This window comes from Hoylesella oralis ATCC 33269 (assembly GCF_000185145.2).
Classification (GTDB): domain Bacteria; phylum Bacteroidota; class Bacteroidia; order Bacteroidales; family Bacteroidaceae; genus Prevotella; species Prevotella phocaeensis.
The window spans coordinates 1,914,622-1,937,196 of sequence record NZ_GL833119.1 but is presented as its reverse complement, the minus strand read 5'-3'; the positions used below and the strand labels follow the sequence as shown (position 1 = coordinate 1,937,196).

General features: G+C 38.8%; 21 protein-coding genes. 8 read left to right on the top strand and 13 right to left on the bottom strand.

What is annotated here, in order from left to right; genetic code table 11:
- Positions 1–38 precede the first annotated feature (38 nt).
- The 4 genes from HMPREF0663_RS10500 (at position 39) to mnmE (ending at position 6,229) form a co-directional block, all read left to right on the top strand.
- On the top strand, positions 39–2,249 hold the full coding sequence (locus tag HMPREF0663_RS10500; RefSeq protein ID WP_036875491.1) for a RelA/SpoT family protein: 2,211 nt from the start codon (positions 39–41) through the stop codon (positions 2,247–2,249).
- Between the two features lie 680 nt (positions 2,250–2,929).
- Positions 2,930–3,922, top strand: coding sequence for a hypothetical protein (locus HMPREF0663_RS10495; RefSeq protein WP_231375138.1), 993 nt, complete (start codon positions 2,930–2,932; stop codon positions 3,920–3,922).
- An 11-nt stretch (positions 3,923–3,933) separates the two neighbouring features.
- Positions 3,934–4,806: a nucleoside phosphorylase gene (locus HMPREF0663_RS10490; protein ID WP_004370514.1), complete on the top strand. Its 873-nt coding sequence runs from the start codon at positions 3,934–3,936 to the stop codon at positions 4,804–4,806.
- A gap of 61 nt (positions 4,807–4,867) precedes the next feature.
- Positions 4,868–6,229, top strand: coding sequence for a tRNA uridine-5-carboxymethylaminomethyl(34) synthesis GTPase MnmE (gene mnmE, locus HMPREF0663_RS10485; RefSeq protein ID WP_004370513.1), 1,362 nt, complete (start codon positions 4,868–4,870; stop codon positions 6,227–6,229).
- Positions 6,230–7,056: 827 nt separating this feature from the next.
- On the opposite strand, the gene HMPREF0663_RS10480 is transcribed toward mnmE, so the two are convergent.
- On the bottom strand, positions 7,057–8,034 hold the full coding sequence (locus tag HMPREF0663_RS10480) for an ROK family protein (protein ID WP_004370512.1): 978 nt from the start codon (positions 8,032–8,034) through the stop codon (positions 7,057–7,059).
- A 154-nt stretch (positions 8,035–8,188) separates the two neighbouring features.
- Between HMPREF0663_RS10480 and HMPREF0663_RS10475 the strand changes: the two genes are divergently transcribed.
- From HMPREF0663_RS10475 to HMPREF0663_RS10460, 4 genes are all read left to right on the top strand, one after another.
- Complete coding sequence (locus tag HMPREF0663_RS10475) at positions 8,189–8,857, top strand: LysE family translocator (protein ID WP_004370511.1); 669 nt, start codon at positions 8,189–8,191, stop codon at positions 8,855–8,857.
- Between the two features lie 81 nt (positions 8,858–8,938).
- The gene (locus HMPREF0663_RS10470; protein WP_004370510.1) at positions 8,939–9,487 is read left to right on the top strand and encodes a DUF4924 family protein; all 549 of its coding nucleotides are present in this window, start codon (positions 8,939–8,941) and stop codon (positions 9,485–9,487) included.
- 151 nt (positions 9,488–9,638) lie between these two features.
- Complete coding sequence (gene rfbD / locus HMPREF0663_RS10465) at positions 9,639–10,493, top strand: dTDP-4-dehydrorhamnose reductase (protein ID WP_004370509.1); 855 nt, start codon at positions 9,639–9,641, stop codon at positions 10,491–10,493.
- A gap of 32 nt (positions 10,494–10,525) precedes the next feature.
- A complete protein-coding gene (locus HMPREF0663_RS10460) occupies positions 10,526–12,091 on the top strand; it encodes a peptide chain release factor 3 (RefSeq protein ID WP_004370508.1) in 1,566 nt (521 codons plus the stop codon).
- Between the two features lie 63 nt (positions 12,092–12,154).
- Here the strand turns inward: HMPREF0663_RS10460 and HMPREF0663_RS10455 are convergent, their stop codons facing one another.
- From HMPREF0663_RS10455 to ftsY, 12 genes are all read right to left on the bottom strand, one after another.
- Positions 12,155–12,754 carry a UpxY family transcription antiterminator gene (locus HMPREF0663_RS10455; RefSeq protein ID WP_004370507.1) on the bottom strand — a complete coding sequence of 200 codons (600 nt, stop codon included), beginning with the start codon at positions 12,752–12,754 and terminating at the stop codon, positions 12,155–12,157.
- Positions 12,755–12,927: 173 nt separating this feature from the next.
- Positions 12,928–13,491, bottom strand: coding sequence for an anthranilate synthase component II (locus tag HMPREF0663_RS10450; RefSeq protein ID WP_004370506.1), 564 nt, complete (start codon positions 13,489–13,491; stop codon positions 12,928–12,930).
- A 203-nt stretch (positions 13,492–13,694) separates the two neighbouring features.
- Complete coding sequence (locus HMPREF0663_RS10445; RefSeq protein WP_004370502.1) at positions 13,695–14,384, bottom strand: phosphoribosylanthranilate isomerase; 690 nt, start codon at positions 14,382–14,384, stop codon at positions 13,695–13,697.
- Positions 14,385–14,430: 46 nt separating this feature from the next.
- Positions 14,431–14,589: a hypothetical protein gene (locus HMPREF0663_RS12015; RefSeq protein WP_154665150.1), complete on the bottom strand. Its 159-nt coding sequence runs from the start codon at positions 14,587–14,589 to the stop codon at positions 14,431–14,433.
- 273 nt (positions 14,590–14,862) lie between these two features.
- The gene (locus HMPREF0663_RS11840; RefSeq protein ID WP_004370499.1) at positions 14,863–15,021 is read right to left on the bottom strand and encodes a DUF4295 domain-containing protein; all 159 of its coding nucleotides are present in this window, start codon (positions 15,019–15,021) and stop codon (positions 14,863–14,865) included.
- 18 nt (positions 15,022–15,039) lie between these two features.
- Positions 15,040–15,228 (bottom strand): 50S ribosomal protein L33, encoded by a 189-nt coding sequence (rpmG, locus tag HMPREF0663_RS10440; protein WP_004370497.1) that lies wholly within the window; start codon positions 15,226–15,228, stop codon positions 15,040–15,042.
- Between the two features lie 5 nt (positions 15,229–15,233).
- Positions 15,234–15,497 carry a 50S ribosomal protein L28 gene (gene rpmB / locus HMPREF0663_RS10435; protein ID WP_004370495.1) on the bottom strand — a complete coding sequence of 88 codons (264 nt, stop codon included), beginning with the start codon at positions 15,495–15,497 and terminating at the stop codon, positions 15,234–15,236.
- 561 nt (positions 15,498–16,058) lie between these two features.
- Positions 16,059–18,464 (bottom strand): glycoside hydrolase family 2 TIM barrel-domain containing protein, encoded by a 2,406-nt coding sequence (locus HMPREF0663_RS10430; protein WP_004370491.1) that lies wholly within the window; start codon positions 18,462–18,464, stop codon positions 16,059–16,061.
- A 77-nt stretch (positions 18,465–18,541) separates the two neighbouring features.
- Entirely contained in the window at positions 18,542–19,867 is a 1,326-nt protein-coding gene (locus HMPREF0663_RS10425) for an HU family DNA-binding protein (RefSeq protein ID WP_004370490.1), read from the bottom strand.
- Positions 19,854–20,147, bottom strand: a complete 294-nt coding sequence (locus HMPREF0663_RS10420) for an HU family DNA-binding protein (protein ID WP_004370489.1) — start codon at positions 20,145–20,147, stop codon at positions 19,854–19,856. Before HMPREF0663_RS10420 ends, HMPREF0663_RS10425 begins: the two co-directional genes overlap by 14 nt.
- Before the next feature lie 14 nt (positions 20,148–20,161).
- The gene (gene rimO, locus HMPREF0663_RS10415; RefSeq protein ID WP_004370488.1) at positions 20,162–21,460 is read right to left on the bottom strand and encodes a 30S ribosomal protein S12 methylthiotransferase RimO; all 1,299 of its coding nucleotides are present in this window, start codon (positions 21,458–21,460) and stop codon (positions 20,162–20,164) included.
- Entirely contained in the window at positions 21,461–22,414 is a 954-nt protein-coding gene (ftsY, locus tag HMPREF0663_RS10410) for a signal recognition particle-docking protein FtsY (RefSeq protein ID WP_004370487.1), read from the bottom strand. It lies immediately after the preceding gene.
- Positions 22,415–22,575: the final 161 nt, after the last annotated feature.

The following is a 22,575-nucleotide window of genomic DNA, read 5'->3' as shown; positions in this document are numbered from 1 at the left end:
AGCATCGTCTGCATCCATCACTCAATAGGAAACAATGCATGGAAGCAAAATTTGTATTTACAGAACAGGAACACGAATCTTCGAAAAAGATTATTGCCAGCCTGCGTAATGCCATAGGCGACTCGTTAAAAGATAACGACTTTGAAAACATTCATGAATATTTGGAAGCGGCTATCGGCAATAATCACATTCATAGAGATGTATTCGGACTAAACCCTATACTGAACGCATTGCAGACAGCAGAAATTGCTGTTAACGAAATCGGGCTGAAACGCGACAGCGTAATTGCGATATTGCTTTACACCAGTGTGCTCGATGAGAATACAGACCTTGATACTATTCGTAATACTTTTGGTGAAAGTACGGCTCATATTATTCACGGATTGGTACGCATCCATGATTTGTACAGTAAAAATCCGGTGATAGAAAGCGAAAATTTCCGCAATCTGTTATTATCGTTTGCAGAAGATATGCGAGTGATACTCATCATGATTGCGGACCGAGTAAACTTGATGAGGCAGATACGCGATACTTCTAACATGCAGGCTCAACGAGAGGTGTCGGAAGAAGCAAGCTATCTATACGCTCCTTTGGCGCACAAACTCGGGCTTTATAAACTGAAAAGCGAACTTGAAGACCTAAGCCTGAAATACCTTGAACATGATGCCTATTACATGATTAAGGATAAGCTGAACACCACGAAGAAGTCAAGAGATGCTTATATCGAACGTTTCATCAAACCGATAGAAGAAAAGTTAGATGCTGCAGGGCTGCGGTATCACATGAAAGGACGCACGAAGAGTATCCACTCCATTTGGCAGAAAATGAAGAAACAGCGGTGTGGTTTCGAAGGTATCTACGACCTCTTTGCCATTCGTATCATACTGAATTCTCCGATCGAAAAAGAAAAAATGCAATGCTGGCAGGCCTATTCGATCATCACGGACATGTATCAGCCCAATCCCAAACGACTGCGCGACTGGCTCTCGGTACCTAAATCGAATGGCTACGAAAGTCTCCATATCACTGTCTTAGGCCCCGAAAACAAATGGGTGGAAGTACAAATACGCACTGAACGTATGGATGATATAGCAGAAAGGGGACTGGCTGCCCATTGGCGCTATAAGGGAATTAAGAGTGAAGGGGCGCTGGACGAATGGCTCACAAGTATCCGAACAGCTTTAGAGGCCGGCGATAACATGCAGGTGATGGATCAATTCAAGCTCGATTTGTACGAAGATGAGGTGTACGCCTTTACTCCGAAAGGCGACCTATACAAATTCCCCAAGGGTGCAACAGTGCTCGATTTTGCCTACCACATTCATTCGGGTGTGGGCAACACATGCGTGGGCGGACGCATCAACGGTAAAGTTGTTCCCATGCGAGAAATGCTGCATTCGGGCGATCAAGTAGAGATTATCACCCAAAACAACCAGAAACCAAAACGGGACTGGGTAAATATCGTCAAGACTTCACGTGCTAAATCGAAAATACGCCTCGCCCTGAAAGAGACACAAGCCAAGGATGCTTTATACGCTAAGGAACTGCTCGAAAGAAGATTTAAAAACAAGAAAATCGAAGTAGAAGAGGCTGTCATGTCGCATCTCATAAAGAAGATGGGCTTCAAAGAGGTCTCAGATTTTTACAAGCAGATAGCCGATGAGAAACTTGATCCCAACGAAATCATAGAACGCTACGTAGAAATAAGAGATCACGATTTCAATATCAATTCCAACAAGACGACACAGTCGGCAGATCAATACAGCTATGAAAACCCCGACGAAGAGATCGTAAAACAGAACGAAGATGTGCTGGTAATCGACCGTAACCTGAAAGGTATAGATTATTCTCTGGCCAAATGCTGCCACCCCATCTATGGCGATCCGATCTTCGGTTTCGTCACTGTCAACGGAGGCATAAAAATCCATCGTACCGACTGCCCTAACGCTCCTGAACTAAGAAAGCGTTTCGGCTACAGAATTGTGAAAGCCCGTTGGAGCGGAAAAGGCAATAATCTGTATAGTATCACACTACACATTGTCGGTAACGACGATATCGGCATCGTGAACAACATCACAAGTATTATCTCAAAAGAAGAAAAAATCGTGATGAGAAGCATCAATATCGACAGCCACGACGGCCTTTTCAGTGGCAATCTTATCGTTCAATTGAACGACACTTCTCACCTCGATACCCTTATCAAGAAAATCAGAACGGTAAAAGGCGTAAAACAAGTAACCAGAATTTAACGCAATTTGAGCAAAATGTTCTGTAAAATTAAATAAAAACATTTAGCAGACGAGTAATATTTCAACTCTCCCATATCCTTTTGCCATTTCTATATTAATTATGTAAAGATATAGATTATAACACTGGCTCGGATAATAAAAAAGAAAGAAAACAAATATATATTTTTTCCTTATCATCAATCAGTATCTATATAATTCATTATTTATCTTTGAAATACAATTGTTCTCTGTATGATGGCATGACGTCAATACAGCGAAAAGTCCATATATCAAGCATCTTAAAAATAATATTTACTCTTCATATTATATTGGTATATGCATCTTACAAATAAGCAGTATTGTCGGTATAAGAAAGGTGTACATTTATTATGACAGTATGACAGCATAATAATGAAAAAGTAATAGTACAGATGTATAGAAAAGCATTTAACATTGATATCATTGTTCCGAACCTAAAAGCATAAGCACAATCCAAAATGATGATAATATTTGGCATACTTAGATATTTTTCTTATTTTTGCGACATGAAGAATTTGGCAAAACTAATACTGCCGATAATTTGTTTACTAATATTGGCAATACCCTCGTTTGCACAAACGAAGAAAAAAGGAACAAAGAATAAAAGCAACCGGAAGGAGATAAGAATAGAGTTATCACCTTCCGAAAAACTCTACGAAAGCATGCTTGCCGCAACAGCAAAAGTAATGTTTGTAGATAGTATCGTCGTTGATAAAGTACTATTTATCAATTCTATTCCGCTTACTAAAGAGTGTGGAATGATTACTTCTGAGAACGATGGAGAACGTATCGTATACACAAATGAATTTAATAACCATAAAATATATTCGCAAGGCGACTCGGTACAACGATATCTTTATATAACCGATCGACTGGTTGATACATGGAGCGCTCCCAAATTAATAAATGAATTAGCAGACGGACTTACAGACTTTAATTACCCATTCCTAATGCCTGATGGTGTTACACTATATTTCTCGGCAAAGGGAGAAAAGAGTCTGGGGGGGCTTGATATATTCGTAACTCGCTTCGATTCACGAAGCGGGAAATTCTACAAACCAGAGAATTATGGCTTGCCATTCAATTCCAAAGCTAATGACTATTTCATTGCATTCGATGATATAGACTCTGTAGGATGGCTTGTTTCAGACCGCTACCAACCGGAAGGGAAAGTCTGTATATACACTTTTGCGACAACGGCTTCAAGACAGAATTATGATAACGATGGCCTCACTCATGCTCAATTAAAAAAGTATGCCGATCTAAACAGTATCCGAGATACATGGGCATTCGGAAACAGACAAAAAATACTTAAACGTTTGGCCCTTTTGAAAGGTAATACACAAAGATCGGAAAGTACAATCAACTTTGCTATCAACGATAAATTGATATACCATCGTCTAAGCGACTTTAAGACAATTAAAGGCCGGCAAGCATTCGAAAGTCTTATGCAAGAAAGAAATCAGTTGCAGGAAAAGGAGAATGCTCTGCAATCTTTGAGAGAGCGTTATGCAACATCTTTCAAACAAGAAAAGCAGAAACTACAACAAATAATCATCGAAGAAGAACAAACAATACTAAAGCAAAGAATAGAATTAAGCGAATTGGAAAAGAGAATTCGCAATTATGAAAATAATTTATCAATAACAAATTAAATTATCGGATCATGGCAAAATATTTTGCGGAATCAGAACTAATCATCAACCAAGATGGAAGTATATTCCATCTACACCTAAGGCCGGAACAACTTGCTGACAAAGTAATTCTTGTAGGCGATCCCGGACGTGTGGCTTTGGTAGCATCCCACTTCGAAACAAAGGAATGCGAAGTTAGTAATCGAGAATTTAATACAATAACAGGTACATATAAAGGAAAGCGTATCACCGTGCAAAGTACAGGCATCGGTTGCGATAATATTGACATTGTAGTGAATGAACTTGATGCTCTTGCTAATATAGACTTCGATACTCGTACCGAGAAAGAACAAAAACGGAAACTCACTCTTGTAAGAATAGGTACTTGCGGAGGCTTGCAACCTTTCACACCGACAGGAACATACATTGCCAGTGAGAAGAGTATCGGTTTCGATGGTTTGCTGAACTTCTATGCAGGACGCAACAAAGTATGCGATTTAGATTTTGAAGAGAACTTTAAACAGCACATGAAGTGGAATCCTTTACTCTGTGCACCATATGTAATTGACAATGATAAAGAACTGATCGACCGTATCGCCAAAGACGATATGGTACGTGGTGTAACTATTGCATGCGGAGGTTTCTTCGGTCCACAGGGTAGGGAACTTAGGATACCTCTTGCTGATCCGCAACAAAATGAGAAAGTGGAGAGTTTTGAATATAAAGGACTCAAGATAACAAACTTCGAGATGGAGAGTTCAGCTTTGGCGGGTTTAGCCAAATTGATGGGACATCAGGCACTTACATGCTGTATGGTAATTGCTAACAGAGTTGCCAAGCAGGCAAACTCAAATTATAAGAATTCTATTGACGGACTTATCCTTGAAGTACTCGACCGTATCTAATTTTTCATTAGTAATGGGTAGCAAGTATCTATGAGCTTGCTACCCAAACATTTTTAACAGGATGATAACAGAAACTATCTGTGCATTGGCAACACCATCAGGAGGTGCCATAGGGGTAATAAGAATATCGGGGCCACAAGCTATATCCATTACAGCCAATACCTTTCATTCGGCAAACGGCAGGTCTCTTACTGAAGCTAATCCTAATACCATACATTATGGAGAGATTATCAACCGCAAAGGAGACGTTATTGACGATGTGTTAGTATCCATTTTCCGTGCACCCCACAGCTATACAGGTGAAGACAGTACGGAAATATCATGCCACGGAAGTCACTATATTATAAATGAGATACTCCATACCTTAATAGATGCTGGTTGTCGACAGGCCAAGGCAGGCGAATATACTCAACGTGCGTACTTGAATGGAAAAATGGATTTAAGTCAGGCAGAAGCTGTGGCAGACCTTATTGCAACTACCAACCGTGCTACTCATAGAATAGCCCTAAGTCAATTAAAAGGTAATTTCAGTAACGAGTTGTCTATCCTACGCGATCAATTGCTAAAGATAACTTCACTCATAGAACTGGAATTGGATTTTAGCGACCAAGATGTGAATTTTGCAGACAGACAAGAACTGTTGGAGTTAGTACAAAAAGCCGAACAACGCATTGGTACCCTCGCAACCTCTTTTGAAACCGATAATGCCTTGAAAAAGGGGGTGCCTGTTGCTATTGTGGGCAAAACGAATGTCGGAAAGAGCACTCTGCTCAATCGTCTGCTACACGAAGATAAGGCTATCGTAAGCGATATCCATGGTACTACGCGCGACGTTATTGAAGATACAACTGAAATCCATGATATAACTTTCCGTTTCATTGATACCGCCGGTATCCGTCATACCGACGATAAAATCGAGCTGTTAGGAATCGAACGTACCTATCAAAAAATAAATGAGGCAACTATTATTTTATGGCTTATAGACAAACAACCGACCAATGAAGAAATTTCCGAAATCAAAAAGAACATACGTGGTAAAAAACTCATTACCGTATGGAATAAAATTGATTTAGAGAACCCCCCGCCTATTCCAACATCTCTCCAATCACCGATTATATACATTTCTGCAAAACAAGGAACCAACATTCCTCAATTGGAAGATGCCTTATTCCAAGCTGCAGATATTCCTGAAATTAAAGAAAATGATATCATAATAACGAGTGCACGTCACTATGAAGCTCTCACGCATGCTCATGAAAGCATATCCAGAGTAATCGAAGGGCTACAAAAAAATCTAAGTGGCGACCTGTTGAGCGAAGATCTTCGTATCTGCATCGATCACTTAGCAGAAATCACTGGAGGTCAAATCACAACCAACGAAGTTTTAGAAAATATCTTTTCACACTTTTGCATCGGGAAATAGTATGTAATCATTTTAATTTTATGACTTCATTATTGGCTACCGAACCTTTGTATTTGCTGTGTTGCGGGTTGAACGAATACCGTAGCTGTAGCATAACATCTCTTGTGGCAAGACGTCTGTCTTTGGGATAGTGAATAGAATATTCTGGCTACCGGCACCTCCTATCGGCTCTCCTTTGGAATCCTCAGGAATATGTATAGAAAAGAACGCTTCGTCAAACTCAACCTCTTCGAACAACTGATAGATAGTCTCCCGTTTGCCATAGTATAAAACTACGAACTGAGTGACAGCTTGCTGTGTTCCAGACCATTCCCTTGGTCAAGGGAATTTGGACTGCCACATTTGGGGCATTGGAAGACCTTACGCCCACTTAACCATTATAGATAAGCCGTACCATACTCTGGGCGTAGGATATCTTGGTGCATGCGAATCGACTTGAAATATTCGATACAGACATCCTCTGTCGGAAAGCGGCTGTAAAATTGATGGAGTAACATCTTGCGAAAATATGCTTAAATGCAAAGATTCATAAGAAATTAACATTCAATAGTACTTTTATCACCACACAGAGATATGTTATTCTGTTATTTTTTTTGATATGCTTTTTTGACATGTATATGAGTCTCTTGTCTTTTTTCTGATATAAATTCTAATATAACCGGGCGATTTTATTTATCAATTTTTACATAGAAAGGCACTTTCATGCATGTAAAATTGATTTTTGATTCAAGAAATATATAGGATATGAAAAATAACATAATATAAAAGATGTAACGAGTATCCGCTCATTACACCTTTTATATTTTTAGAAATAGTATTTTTCTTTTTTAAAGTTCCCAACCCACAGCAGAAGCTCCCAAAACTGCTGCAGAGGAGCCATCAAGGCCACTGACAAGGAACTTTGCCTTACCTCTGAAGATATTAAGAACATGTTTGTCGTAACTTTCTTTCAAAGGGTTCATTAATAAATCACCAGCTTTTGTCAATCCTCCAAAGAAGATAAAAGCCTCAGGGGATGAAAAGGCTGCGAAATCTGCACACGCTTCTCCAAGAAGTTCACCAGTAAATTCATAAACACGTTGTGCCAATTTGTCGCCTTTACCAGCGGCAATCGATACATCTAGAGATGTGATTTCCTCGGGATTTATTTCGCGAAGTATAGAAGGTTCTTCCGTTGTCTGGAGGAATTCACGTGCCGTACGTGCTACTCCTGTTGCTGAGCAATATGCTTCAAGGCATCCATCTCTTCCACATCCACATGAACGACCGTTCTCACGGCGGATGATAGTATGCCCGAGTTCCCCCGCAAATCCATCACTTCCATATACCAGTTGTCCGTTGACAACGATTCCAGAACCTACCCCAGTACCAAGAGTTATCATGATAAAATTCTTCATTCCTCGAGCTACTCCATAAGTCATTTCGCCGATAGCGGCTGCATTTGCATCGTTGGTAAGAGCAACCGGAATATTCAGTTTCTTAGAAAAAAGATCAGCTAACGGTACAATACCGCTATGTCCCCAACTAAGATTTGGAGCAAACTCGATAGTTCCAGTGTAGTAATTGCCATTAGGAGCGCCGATACCCATAGCTTTAATATTTTGGATACCCCCTACTTGATCAATAATAATATGCAAAGCGTCTACAGATGCATCTACATATTCGTTTACATTCTCGTACCCTTGCGTTTTGATTGCTGTAGTGGCCTTAATCTCTCCTCGGCTATCAACAATGCCAAAAACTGAGTTCGTGCCACCTAAATCCAAACCTATAACATACGGTTTCAATGTTTCTTGAACATCCATGTTTTTCTTTTTATTTTTAAGTTAATAATATATTATTCAGATAAATTTAAAACATGTATTTATCGGAACAAAGGTATTAAAAAACTCCTATAGAGCAAACTTTTAAAAAGAAAATTTGCCTATATCGCATAATTTTTGCAATTTTGCACCCGATATGCCGTTTGAATTTCATATTGACATAATAGATTTGGTGCTAAAGGGTTTGCTTATCGGTATCTTAGCTTCGGCACCGATGGGGCCTGTTGGTATTCTTTGTGTACAACGCACGCTGAACAAAGGCAGATGGTACGGTTTTGTTACAGGGATAGGTGCTTCGATCAGTGATATTATTTACGCACTTATTACAGGGCTCGGTATGAGCTTCGTGATGAATCTTGTAAACGATCCTCAAACTCAGTTTATCTTAAATATATCTGGAAGTATCATTCTGCTGTTTTTTGGAATACACTGTTTCAGAAGCAATCCTACAAAGAATATGCACATTAGCGGTACAAAAAAAGGTTCGTATTTTTATAATGGGCTCACTGCCTTTTGGGTAACGTTTCTCAATCCACTTATTATCTTCTTATTCATGGCACTCTTCGCTCAACTTACTTTTGTCATTCCGAATCATCCGCTCGAGATGTCGATAGGGTATCTGAGCATTATTATTGGAGCATTATTGTGGTGGTTCGGGCTTACATGGTTTATCAATAAGATTAAAGGCAAATTTGATGAGAATGGTATTCTATTAATCAACAAGGTTATTGGTAGCTTAGTCATACTATTTTCATTGGTTATTCTTATAGGAACTGTATTCAATCTCTACTCTATACACTACTGACAAAAGTATTGAACGCTTTTGTAAATCTCGTCAACATTATATACCATATTTACATATTCCCTATTGTATTAAATTAATAATATGTTTATAGCACAGGAATTAAGAAAGAAAAGTATTGCAGAATATCTGCTTTATATGTGGCAGACCGAAGACTTGATCAGAGCATATGGATGCTCTTTATCACGCATTCGTCACGAATATATCAATAAGTTCGACTATACCAAAGAGCAAAAAGAGGAACTTGCTGACTGGTATGGAAATCTTGTACGCATGATGAATCAAGAAGGTAAGCGTGAAAATGGGCATCTTCAGATCAACGAAATCATCGTCCAAGACATGATGGATTTACATGCCCATCTGCTCCAAAGTTCTAAATTTCCATTCTATAATGCAGAATATTTCAAGGTTTTGCCTTTCATTGTTGAACTCCGTAATAAAGGAGATAAGAAAAATAATGAAATAGAAACTTGCCTTGATGCTTTGTATGGTATAATGATACTTCGACTCAAAAAGAAAGAAATTACTCCAGAAACAACACATGCTGTACAGGAGATTACCACTTTTATAGGCATGCTCTCCGACTATTATATCAAAGATAAGACAGAAGGATTGGAGTTTGAGGACGAATAAAGGTCCACTTCTGGCTTTTCAACCGGAGAATTGTATATTATAAAAAAGGGGTAGAAAATTCTTTTCACAAAAACGTAATATAAATGTATTAATAATATAGAGCTTTTAAAAGCTACTCTTTTTTGGAAAGAGGTAAAGGAAAGTTGATTATATGAACATATTAATTACAGGTTGTAACGGCCAGTTAGGTAATGAGATACAACTACTCGAAAAAGGAAATATTCAATGCCAGTGGTTCAATACAGATGTTTCTGAACTTGATATTACGAATGCTGAAGATATAGAACATTACATTCAGCAACACCGAATTAATGGTATTGTGAACTGTGCTGCTTATACAGCAGTAGACAGAGCAGAAAGTAATTATCAGCTATGCAGAGCTCTGAATGCTGAAGCTCCAGCATATTTGGCAGCAGCAATAGAAAAGCGGGGCGGTTGGTTAATACAAATAAGTACGGATTATGTGTTCGATGGCACCCAACATACGCCTTATGTAGAGACCGATACACCATGCCCAAATAGCGTGTACGGCAAAACAAAGCTTGTAGGCGAGACAGCTATCCGTAAAATTTGCAAGAAAACCATGATTATACGTACGGCATGGCTCTACTCCACATTTGGTAATAACTTTGTAAAAACCATGATCAAACTTGGAAAAGAGAAAACAGAAATGGGCGTTATTTTCGATCAGATTGGTACACCGACTTATGCTGCCGACCTTGCCAAAGTTATTATGACAGCTATCAACCAAGGCATTGTACCGGGAACTTATCACTTTTCTAATGAAGGAGCTATCAGTTGGTATGACTTTGCTAAAGCTGTTCATCGCATCAAAGGCATCACTACTTGTCATGTAAAACCTCTGCACACAGCAGAATATCCCACTCCTGCCAAGCGACCACACTATAGCGTATTGGACAAAACAAAGTTAAAACAAACATATGGTATAGAAATTCCATATTGGGAAGAATCTCTTGCGCGTTGCATCGCAAAGATGGAGCTTTAAGATATTCGACCGATAGTAATAATAAAAGATAAATGAACGAAATACAAAGACGTCGCACTTTTGCAATTATCTCACACCCTGATGCGGGTAAAACTACCCTTACAGAGAAGTTTTTACTCTTCGGGGGGCAAATACAAGTTGCCGGTGCGGTAAAAAGCAACAAAATACGTAAGACTGCAACGAGCGATTGGATGGATATAGAAAAGCAGCGTGGTATCTCTGTGTCTACGTCTGTCATGGAGTTCGATTACGAAGGATATAAAGTAAATATACTCGATACACCCGGTCACCAAGACTTTGCCGAAGACACTTACCGCACACTAACAGCCGTAGACTCGGCTATTATCGTGGTAGACTCGGCAAAAGGAGTGGAAACACAGACACGCAAATTGATGGAGGTTTGTCGCATGCGCAACACGCCGGTTATTATTTTCATAAATAAAATGGATCGCGAAGGGCGTGATCCATTCGATTTGCTCGACGAATTGGAACAAGAATTGCAAATTAAAGTGCGTCCGCTGTCGTGGCCAATCGGACAAGGAATGCGATTTAAGGGGGTGTATAATATTTATGAAAAGCAATTGAATTTGTTCACACCTAATAAACAACGTGTAACAGAGAAGGTTTCTGTAAATATAAATAGTACACAACTTGATGAGCACGTAGGGGAACGTGAGGCCGAACAACTACGCAACGACCTTGAACTTATAGACGGTGTGTATTCCGAATTCGAGGCAGATGGTTATCGTTCTGCCGAAGTGGCGCCAGTATTTTTCGGCAGTGCACTTAATAATTTCGGCGTACAGGAATTACTTGACTGTTTTGTTAAAATAGCTCCATCGCCCCAACCAACGCAGGCAGAAGAACGTGAAGTGCTCCCTACAGAGCATAAATTCTCGGGGTTTATTTTCAAAATTACGGCAAACATCGATCCCAATCATCGCTCCTGTATTGCTTTCTGTAAGGTATGTAGTGGAAAATTTGTTCGTAATCAACCCTATCTACATGTACGGATGGATAAAACCGTACGCTTCTCATCCCCCACCCAGTTCATGGCTCAACGCAAAAGCACGATCGAGGAGGCATACCCGGGAGATATCGTTGGACTACCTGATAATGGTATTTTCAAGATTGGCGACACATTGACCGAAGGCGAAAAGATACATTTCCGTGGGCTACCTTCGTTTTCTCCGGAAATGTTTAAATATATAGAGAATGATGATCCGATGAAAGCGAAACAGTTGAACAAAGGTATCGAACAACTCATGGATGAGGGAGTGGCACAATTATTTGTAAACCAATTCAACAACCGAAAGATCATTGGTACTGTGGGACAGTTGCAGTTCGAAGTAATACAATACCGGCTCAAAAACGAATATAATGCTAAGTGCCGTTGGGAGCCAGTGCATTTGTACAAAGCATGTTGGATAGAAGCCGATGAACCTGCAGAGCTCGACAATTTCAAGAAGCGTAAGTATCAATATATGGCAAAAGACCGTGATGGCCGAGATGTATTTCTTGCCGATTCGAGCTACGTACTGCAAATGGCGCAACAAGACTTTAAACATATCAAATTTCACTTCACTTCAGAATTCTAATATAATTTCAACCTTTTATTTTTTCCATAATTAAACGAATGATAAAAGGTTGAAATCTTTTCATTAAAATTCATTCAACGGTTTACAGCACCAACGCGAGACTTTCAACATGACTCCCATTCCGGGAACTTCTTTTAAAAGAAAATACTTTTTGTTACTACGTACTAACCTGCCTGTCATTCCTTTTAAAGGCCCATGCTGCACAGTAACAGGCGTACCTGCCTTAAGCTTGGCCTCATCTTCAGAAAGATACTTTCGCATCAGGATATCCGGATTGCACATGGTTTGAAACTCGAACATCTGTCGGGCAGGTATTTCATAATAATCGGTATGCACATCATCTTTTCGGATAACGGAAAGACGATATGGCATGTCGGTAAGGATATTCCTAATCTCTTGTTCCGTTTTCGTTTTTTTTAGAAACAGCAAATTATGTATTACAGGGCGCAACTTAAATTGGAGTATTTGTCCTTCAGTATTTATATCCACATATTCCATCGGAATAAAACATTCCAACTGAAGTGCTTTAAGAGCTTCGCTCACACCCTTCTGACAAGAATTAAACAATCGAATAGCATACCAAGGACATTCATCTTCGCAGTCCGTTTTGTAAACTTTATGCTGCAACGATATATTTAAATCATGTGCATTATCGATATTCATTAAGCGATTTTTATTTATCTTAAGCTACAAAAATACTAATTCTGTAATAATTTTCCAAATCGAGATGGCTCTTTTGTCTCATCAAAATGCATTTTCTCCCAAATACTTATATGAATAGGAATAATCAGTTATCACAGTCATCTCCTGCATCTTTACAAAATGAGTAATATCTATTACAAGGATAACCAATTTTGCATAATTATGCGTCCATTAGGAGTAAGAACACTTTCCGGATGGAATTGTATGCCATGAATATTATAATGTCGGTGGCGGAGTCCCATAATTTGACCGTTATCATCAATAGCCGTTACCTCAAGACATTCGGGAAAACCGGAACGTTCAACCACCCAGCTATGATAACGCCCCATTTCTATATGCTTTGGCAAGCCGCGGAAGATAGGATCGTTACCAAATTGTATTCCTTTGGTAACCACTCCATGATATACATGGTTGAGATTTATGAGTCTTGCCCCAAATGCCTCACCAATAGCTTGGTGCCCAAGACATACGCCAAAAATAGGCTTTTGCCCGGCATAAGTTTTAATAATATCAAATAACAGTCTCACTTCCGAAGGGATACCCGGTCCGGGACTAAGAATAATTTTATCAAAGCAATCCAACTGGTTAAGCGTAAGTTTATCATTACGGAAGACAGTTACGTCCGCTCTAAGTTCTTTTACAAGATGTGAAAGATTGTATGTAAATGAATCATAATTATCGATGATAGCTATTTTCATATCTTTCCTGTCATTTTAATTACTTTCATTAAAACACCCAATTCTATATTAGACTCCTTAAGTTTTGTCGTTCTTCGCTCTTGGTTCCAACATCGCTCTCCTATTGAGCCCACCCTAACACGACTTATAGGATATTCCTGCTCAGAAATAAGCAAATAGCAACCTGCTGTCTTATTTATCACCGAAAAGACCGTTTATCCTGTTCATCTACGTATTTCCTCAATAAATGTCCGTAGTTTATCTATATCTTTCATTCCGGGTTCGGTCTCGAATTTGCTATTTAAATTAACACCTGCAAATAATGGATGGCTAATACGTCTAAGACGTTCCGTATCTCTAAGACTGATACCTCCACCTAATAAGAACGGTATCTTGCCTTTATATTCATCGAGCAAGGCCAAATTGAATTGTTCATCACTACCGCCAGTCAATGACATTTTGGTTTCAAATAGAAACATATCTACTATTCCTTCATACTCTTTATACCCCTCAATATCATCTTTCGACCTTATCGATAAAGTTTTTATTATCTTTATATTGTTTTTTATATCGGGAACAAGCGTACTGCGCAGGTTTTCCATCATAATTCTGCTTTCAGAACCGTGCAGTTGGATATAATCTAAATCATAATTATATACACGTGTTACAATGTTCTGTGGCATATCATCAACAAAAACTCCTACACGTTCAGGACGCTCAGGGGGCACACTTTTATTCTGCCTTTTTGCCAATCGTTCTTCACTGTAATCGGGAATAGTACCGGCACTCGATGATATCATCTGTACATAACGCGGACTCCCTTTCCAAAAGATAAAACCTATCATATCTGCTCCCAAATCGGATACGGCGCGAATATTATCGGCATCTCGCATGCCACATACCTTTATTTTCATATCGTTTCTATAGATTTCTTCAATTTTTTATTAAGATTATCTGTTTTCATAAAATGAGCTCTTGTTGGAGCATACTTGCCATTCTGAGGTTATTGGCAACCAACTTTTCTGAATACTCTTTCTTGGTGATGTTGGCAAGTGCCCGTTTAGTATCCTCACGGATAAATCCCTCATGATTTAGCGCCCGCTTTAAAACATATTTCATTGCCATGACTTCGTTCTATTGTACTATATTGATTTTCTTTAGACATAAAAAGGTCTGCCGCAAGAACGACAGACCTTTCGATATCTTCACATTATCTACATAGCTTCGCAATTCACGACTTATTCAATCTTGAGAATTCACACCACCATGTTGTAGATAATATATTTATCATATATTTATATTTTACTTCCTGTTGTAAGTATCATATCTTTCTTTTAAAGAACAAGCTTTCCTCAAAAGAAAAAGAAGATATATTTCGTCTTATTAAGACTATTAGTTCTTAAAGAAATCCTTTACCGCCTCATTTGGAACCATCTGCTCATCAAAAACATAAGCACCGGTCTTAGGACTTTTTACCATTTTTATTACTTTCGAGTATGCACGACCATCCGTAGAACCTTCATGGAGGGTAGCGACTGCTTTCTTTGCCATAATCTAAATCTCCTTTTATTACTTGATTTCCTTATGAAGTGTCATCTTCTTGAGGATGGGATTATACTTTTTTAATTCGAGACGTTCAGGAGTATTCTTGCGATTTTTCGTTGTTACATAACGGCTCGTTCCGGGCAGACCGCTATTCTTCATCTCGGTACATTCCAAGATTACCTGTACTCTATTTCCTTTAGCTTTCTTTGCCATAATGCTTATTCTCCTATAACTTTAATGTCTTTCCAGTCGCAATACCCCTTAGAAACGGCCTGCTTCAAAGCGGCATCAAGACCTACCTTATTAATAAGACGAAGACCAGCGGCACTGATCTTAAGGCTAATCCAGCACCCTTCTTCCACATAGTAGAATTTTTTGTTGAATAGATTCACATCAAAACTGCGCTTTGTACGGTGCTTTGAGTGAGATACATTGCAACCTATCTGTGCTTTTTTTCCTGTAATCTGACAAATCTTAGACATTTCTATCTTAACTTTTTGTTTTCTTTTTGATACTTATTCCAAACAGGGTGCAAAATTACGAATATTTCCGAAATATACAAAAATAATCATTAAAGAATATTTCTATTTAAGGATTTTTTTATTTTCATCTAAGTTCATCGTAAGTTTTACACATTAGAAGCATTCTTATGATATAATATGCCAATGGTAGATAGCAATATTTGATGTAAAACGTTACCTGTGTACAGGTATTTTTATATTTTTGTTATTTTGTTGTCATACTATCATGAAAGAAGAATATCATTGGCAACAAAAGGATTGTAATAGCATTAAGGCTGATGACATGACGGTATGATTTCGTATGGACATGAGTTCTCTCTATTTTACATCTACTACATAACCCTTTTATGTCTATCTTGTACTAACGATATAACATATTGGTATGTGGAGTGTTCTATTACGGCATAAAAGACGAATTTCTTGTTCGGGATATTTCGATACATTAACTTTTTATTCTGTTGCTGCCATTCCATCATGCTAAATATTGCTAATTATGAAATTAGCTAATAAAAGGCTTACATCTCATTCGGTCTTTATGCTCACTGATTTAGTAATCTTTTTGTTGGCTGCATCTGTAATATTCACCTTTATTTTTCCTTTCTTCATGGAAGATTGTACAGCAATAACCAATTTACCATTAAAGAGTTTCATCTTTGGTTCTACAAATGATTGCAAATTTGTAGCATCTCCATTGCAAATACATTTGAAAGAACCTTGTCCTGACACTTTTACATTTAATTCATCTTGTGAAGTAGGAACTTCATTTCCGCTTTTGTCTATCATCGAAACTGTGATAAATGCAAGATCATTTCCATCAGCCTGAATGACATCGCGGTCTACATCAATTTTTAGAGCATGGGGAATTCCTGCGGTATAGATACGCTTCTCCCCTGCCTTATTATTATGAATATCGTACACAACAACTTTCAACTCTCCGGGTTCATAAACAACATTATTCCAACATAAGCGGTATTTTGTAAGTCTGCCATCTCGACTCTTGCTGATTCGTCCTTGACTTTTACCGTTTACAAAAAGCTCTGCCGTAGGATAATCCGTATAGCAGAATACGGGTGTTATCTTGCCTATACGATCCGTCCAAGTCCAATGTGGTAATAAATGAATTGTATGTGAGTTCGTATTCCAAACAGACCTGTAAAGATAGTAACGATCTTTTGGGATACCTGCCAGATCGCATATACCGAAGTAACTGCTTCTAGAAGGCCAATACTCATCATAGGGTGTCGGTTCTCCCAAATAATCGAAGCCAGTCCACACGAACTGTCCGATAATCCACGGATGGTCTTGCATTGAAAAATCATCATCAGGCAAATTACTCCAACTGCAATACTCGGTATCGTAACTTGAACATTGTCCATCGGAATATACTGCATTATCCGTTACCTTAACCGGAAATTTATAAACATTTCGCGAGCTAACTGTCGATGCTGTTTCTGTTCCCAAAAGGAAGCCCTGCGGTAACTTTCGTATATTATCATCATACTTGTGCACGCGATAATTAAAGCCCGGTACGTCCATTATCTGTGCAAATCCGGAAGCAAGCGCCTCATCTGGTCGATCCATACCTTGGGTTACCATTCGTGAAGGATCGAGGCTGTGGCATAAATCTTGTAGATGTTTAGAAATATCAACCCCTTCCTTGCTCCATTGCTCCGGAATTTCATTGCCAATACTCCACATGATGATGCAAGGATGGTTACGGTGATTTAATATTAAGTTCATAATATCTCTATCACTCCATTCTTTGAAGAAACGTGCATAACCATTTTTACATTTAGGATATACCCACATGTCGAAACTTTCTGCCATTACCATCATTCCCATTGAGTCGCATATTTCCATCTGCAATGAAGACGGCATGTTGTGAGCTGTTCTAATAGCATCGCATCCCATATCTTTAAGAATTCGTATCTGACGAATAAGAGCGGCCTTGTTAACAGCGGCTCCAAGCGGCCCAAGATCATGATGTAAGCATACTCCCTTGATTTTTCTTGATACTCCATTTAGCCGGAAACCATGTTCTTTTGTAATATCTATGATTCGTACTCCGTAATTTAAAAGCTGCTCGTCATATACAACATTAGGCTTCCCCTCTTTATCAGCAATCAATTTTACACGGACTTTATACAGATAAGGAGTTTCTGGAGACCACAGCTTGGGGCGGGTGACATGGAATATGATACGTCCTTCGCCTTTTAAGTCTACCGGACAACTTTTTTGCACATGATATCCGTATTTATTAGTTATATCTACTACAAAACGGGAACCTTGGAGAAATTCCAAGGTTTTCATATCTATGGAAACTACAGCTTTCAGAGAATCGGCAGAAACAGTTCTGATATATGTTCCCCAAGTGTCTATCCGTGCCTTATCGGTAATTACCAATGTCACCGGCCTATATAATCCGCCTCCCGGATACCATCTGCTGCTTTCCTCCATGTTTTTCAGATGTACCTCAATTAAATTATCTCCTTCATGTAAAAAAAGCGTAATGTTGAGCCGGAAAGCATTATATCCATACGCCCAATAGCCTGCTTTTTGCCCATTTACATAAACGGTAGGCTCACTCATTGCACCATCAAAACATAATGTAGCATGTCTGGATTTTAAATCTGTCTGCCGAAGGTGATAACGATATATTCCCTCGCCTATCCATGGTAAGGCACCGGAACGTCCTGACTTTTCTGTCTTTTCCGTCTCTCCATTTTGCGTTATTGCTACATTTTGTAAATCCCATTTCTTGTCAAAAGGGCCTCTGATGGCCCAATCATGAGGTATCTTCACCGTATACCAATGTACGTTATCGCGCGAAAATTCCCATGTTTTTAAATTGATTTCACGATGGTCTGCATAGGAAAATTGCACATATACACAAGTCAATAGTGCCGAAAGGAGTATTCTGAACAGCATAAAAGATGATCTTGAAAGTAATATACGAAAGGTGAAAATCTGTATATAAAAAGAAGTATTTGAATATGATACTTTCCTTATTTCTTTTTCTTCTTAAGTTTCAGTGCAGGAATTTTTAAAGTTTCTCCCTCTTTAAACTCTTTTTTTCCATTAACGGCTTCCACATAACATTCCATGCCCGGGCCTAAATTTGCATTACTGATAGAATATAAAGTCTGCCCTTTTCTCACTTTTATCTCTCTTTCAATGCCGATTATACGGTATGCACCGGTCTTTACACGTGGATCTTTATCATAATCGGGGAGCGTATTTACCGCTTTTTGAATTTGCATTTGCCTGTCTGCCCTATCAGCATTATTTTGATTAGCTTGACTATTCTGTTGACTTGCAGTTTTTGTATGTTGTAAAGGCTTTGTCTGTTTATCCTTTTGGATAACACTGTCTTTCATTAGCTTAGCTTCTACCACAGTTTTCTTTAATGGTATAATAGCTGCTTTCCTATGTCCGATAAGAGGCCGTTGGGCGATTGTTGCTTCTAAATGTTCAATCCGATTGTCTCTTAAAGACAACATACGTCCTACATAGTAAGTACCTATACAACCCAAAAGAAGTAATACTATAATAACCGTCCCTAAGATTTTTACGAGTCTATTACTCCGTTGCAGTCGAATAAACAAGTTGTCATTGCCATCAGTGGAAGATATTTCCGTAGTCGTATCATCTGAATTGTTCTCAACATTTGTCTGCGCATTACCAATAGAAATATTTGCTTCTGACAAAGCATTTTCCGTCTCGGTCCTCTCCTCTTCTTTGTCTACGAAATCAGATGGCTGTAAACCTTTATCTTCTGTTTCGACATTTTCATTCAACATGTTCAGTTGGATAGTATCAAGAGGAGCAATCACTTCTTTTTGAACATCTTCCACATTTTCTTGATGATTGAACGTACCATCATCAATATGACTATCTTTTTCCTCTTGAGAGAGTTCCGTAACGTCAGAAAGCACAACATCCGCATTGCTCTCTTCCATATCATCTACATGGAGCATATTGTACTTTTCATCGATTTCTGAAAAGTCTACATTATCATTCAGTACAACCGTTTCAAATTGGGAAAATGGTGTGTTCACCCGATCGCGCATAGATGTTTCTGGAGTAAAAGATATTTTATCGCGCCCTTCTATTACAAAACGTTCACCGGTGTTTACGTTCACACTTTCACGAGGACTCACACTCATAACCTTAAATGTGCCCAAACCTTTAATCTTGACCTGCTTTTCGGTATGAAGAGCTTCGCTGATCACTTCGAACATTTGAGATACGAAATTATCTGCTTCCTTTTGTGAAAGACTGTATTTCTTTTGGATAAAAGTCGATAGATACGAAATTTTATTCATCATCATGCCCTCCATTCTTTAATTTCTCTTTAATAGAAGCTACTGGTCTAAAGGTTAAGACCAGCTTCGGAGGCACCATCATCCGTTGCCCCGTTGAAGGATTAACAACAACGCGCTCGGTACGTTTTTTCAGTTCGAACGTACCGAAACCACCAATATGTACATCTTCTCCATCATCAAAACTTATTCCAAACGCATCAATAATGCCACGTACAAGATTTTGGGTGTTCTCTTGCGTGTAACCGCTACGTTGTGAAAGCTCCGATATAAATTCCTTGTTGTTCAAAATGTAATCGTTAATTATATTACTTCTGCATACATATCAAATTCCTCTGCTCCTGTAATTTGTACATTATAAAATGAACCAACATGGAGCATTTTGCCTTTAGCCGGTATCAATACTTCGGGATCAACTTCCGGAGAACTGAATTCTGTACGTGCAACATAATAGTTGCCTTCCTTGCGGTCTATAATTACTTTCATCTTACAACCGATCTTCTCATCTTCAATCTCGGTGCTGATATCCTGTTGTATCTGCATTAGCTCATCAAGTCGCTGTTGCTTTACATCTTCGGGTACATCGTCCTTATAATTCAAGGCACTATATGTACCTTCTTCTTCTGAGTAGGCAAATGCCCCCATACGTTCAAAGCGTGCCCATTTCACAAACTCTTTTAATTCTTCGAAGTCTTCTTCCGTTTCTCCCGGGAAGCCTACTAATAATGTCGTACGTATATATATATCAGGCACTTTTGTCCTGATAGCTTTAATTAGGTCTATCGTTTCCTGTTTACTTACATGCCTATGCATACGGGTAAGTATATGATCTGAGATATGTTGCAAAGCAATATCCAAGTACTTGCATACGTTGGATTTTTCTTTCATCACATCGAGTAACTCCATCGGAAATTGGTTAGGATAAGCATAATGCAAGCGTATCCATTTCACTCCCTTTATATCTGCAATAGCACTAATGAGATCGGCAATGTGACGTTTGCCATCGATATCCACACCATAATACGTAAGTTCCTGCGCTATAATCTGAAACTCTTTCACTCCATTAGCTACCAGCTCCTCCACTTCTTGCAGTATTTCTGCCTTAGGTCGACTGACATGTTTTCCTGTGATAAGCGGAATGGCACAATAGGCGCAATGACGATCGCAGCCTTCTGCTATTTTCAAATAGGCGTAATGGCGTGGTGTAGTAAGATGGCGTTTACCTCCACATGCAATAATTTCCGCCTTTCCCAAATCACTCAATAACTGTTTATAGTTGAATTTGCCGTAAAATTTGTCGACTTCCGGTATCTCTTTCTCAAGTTCTTCTTTATATCTCTGCGACAAACATCCCATAACATAGAGTTTCTTAAGACGTCCTTCGCTCTTTGCAGCAACAAGTTCCAAAATCGTATTGATACTTTCTTCCTTGGCACTCTCTATAAAACCACATGTGTTTACAACCGCTATTTCGCCTTGCGGATTTTTACTATCGTGCACACAATGGTAGCCATTTACCTCGAATTGCTTCATCAGCAACTCACTGTCGACGAGGTTTTTCGAACATCCCATCGTGATAATATCGATCTGATTTTGCTTCATCTATTCATTGAATAAAGAATTTACAAATTGCCGATTATTAAATAGTTGTAAATCTTCAACCCCTTCACCGAGTCCAATGTATTTTACGGGAACTTTTAGTTGATCGCTAATACCGATAACCACACCGCCTTTAGCAGTTCCATCGAGTTTCGTGATCGCAAGAGAAGTAATTTGTGTAACTGCAGAAAACTGTTTTGCTTGTTCAAAGGCATTCTGTCCGGTGGAACCATCAAGCACCAACATAACCTCATCGGGCGCTTCAGGAAGCACTTTCTTCATGACATCCTTAATCTTCTTTAGCTCATTCATCAAGCCGATCTTGTTATGTAAACGCCCTGCAGTATCTATCAGCACTACATCGGCACCATTCGCTTTCGCCGACTGTAATGTGTCAAATGCTACAGAAGCCGGATCGCTTCCCATCTGTTGCCTGATTACGGGTACTCCAACACGCTCTCCCCATATCTGAATTTGCTCTACTGCAGCAGCTCTAAAAGTGTCTGCTGCACCAAGAAATACCTTCTTCCCTGCATTTTTAAACTGCCAAGCAAGTTTGCCAATGGTTGTGGTTTTTCCAACTCCATTCACTCCGACCACTAAGATTACATAAGGTTTATGGTCAGATGGCAAATCCCAGTTATCATTATCTACAGTATGGTTTTCTGCAAGCAGCGAAGTAATCTCTTCTCTCAATATCCCATTCAACTCCGAAGTGGATACATATTTATCTTTTGCAACCCTTTCCTCGATACGGTGAATGATTTTTAATGTCGTATCTACACCGACATCCGATGTAATCAACACTTCTTCTAAATTATCAAGCACATCATCATCAACGGTAGACTTACCAGCAATAGCTCTACCCAACTTAGAAAACACACTCTGTTTGGTCTTTTCTAAACCTTGATCAAGTGTCTGTTTTTCCTTTTTACTAAATAAACCGAAAATACCCATACTTCATTTTCTTTCTGCAAAAATACAAAGAATTTTGTAATTTTACTTGATATTCAAAAGAATATCTGCATATTTGGGATAGCAAACTACATTTTTCATCCATTTTATCGCACGTTTTTATTTTTATATACAGATATATTTAGTATCACCATATATTTACG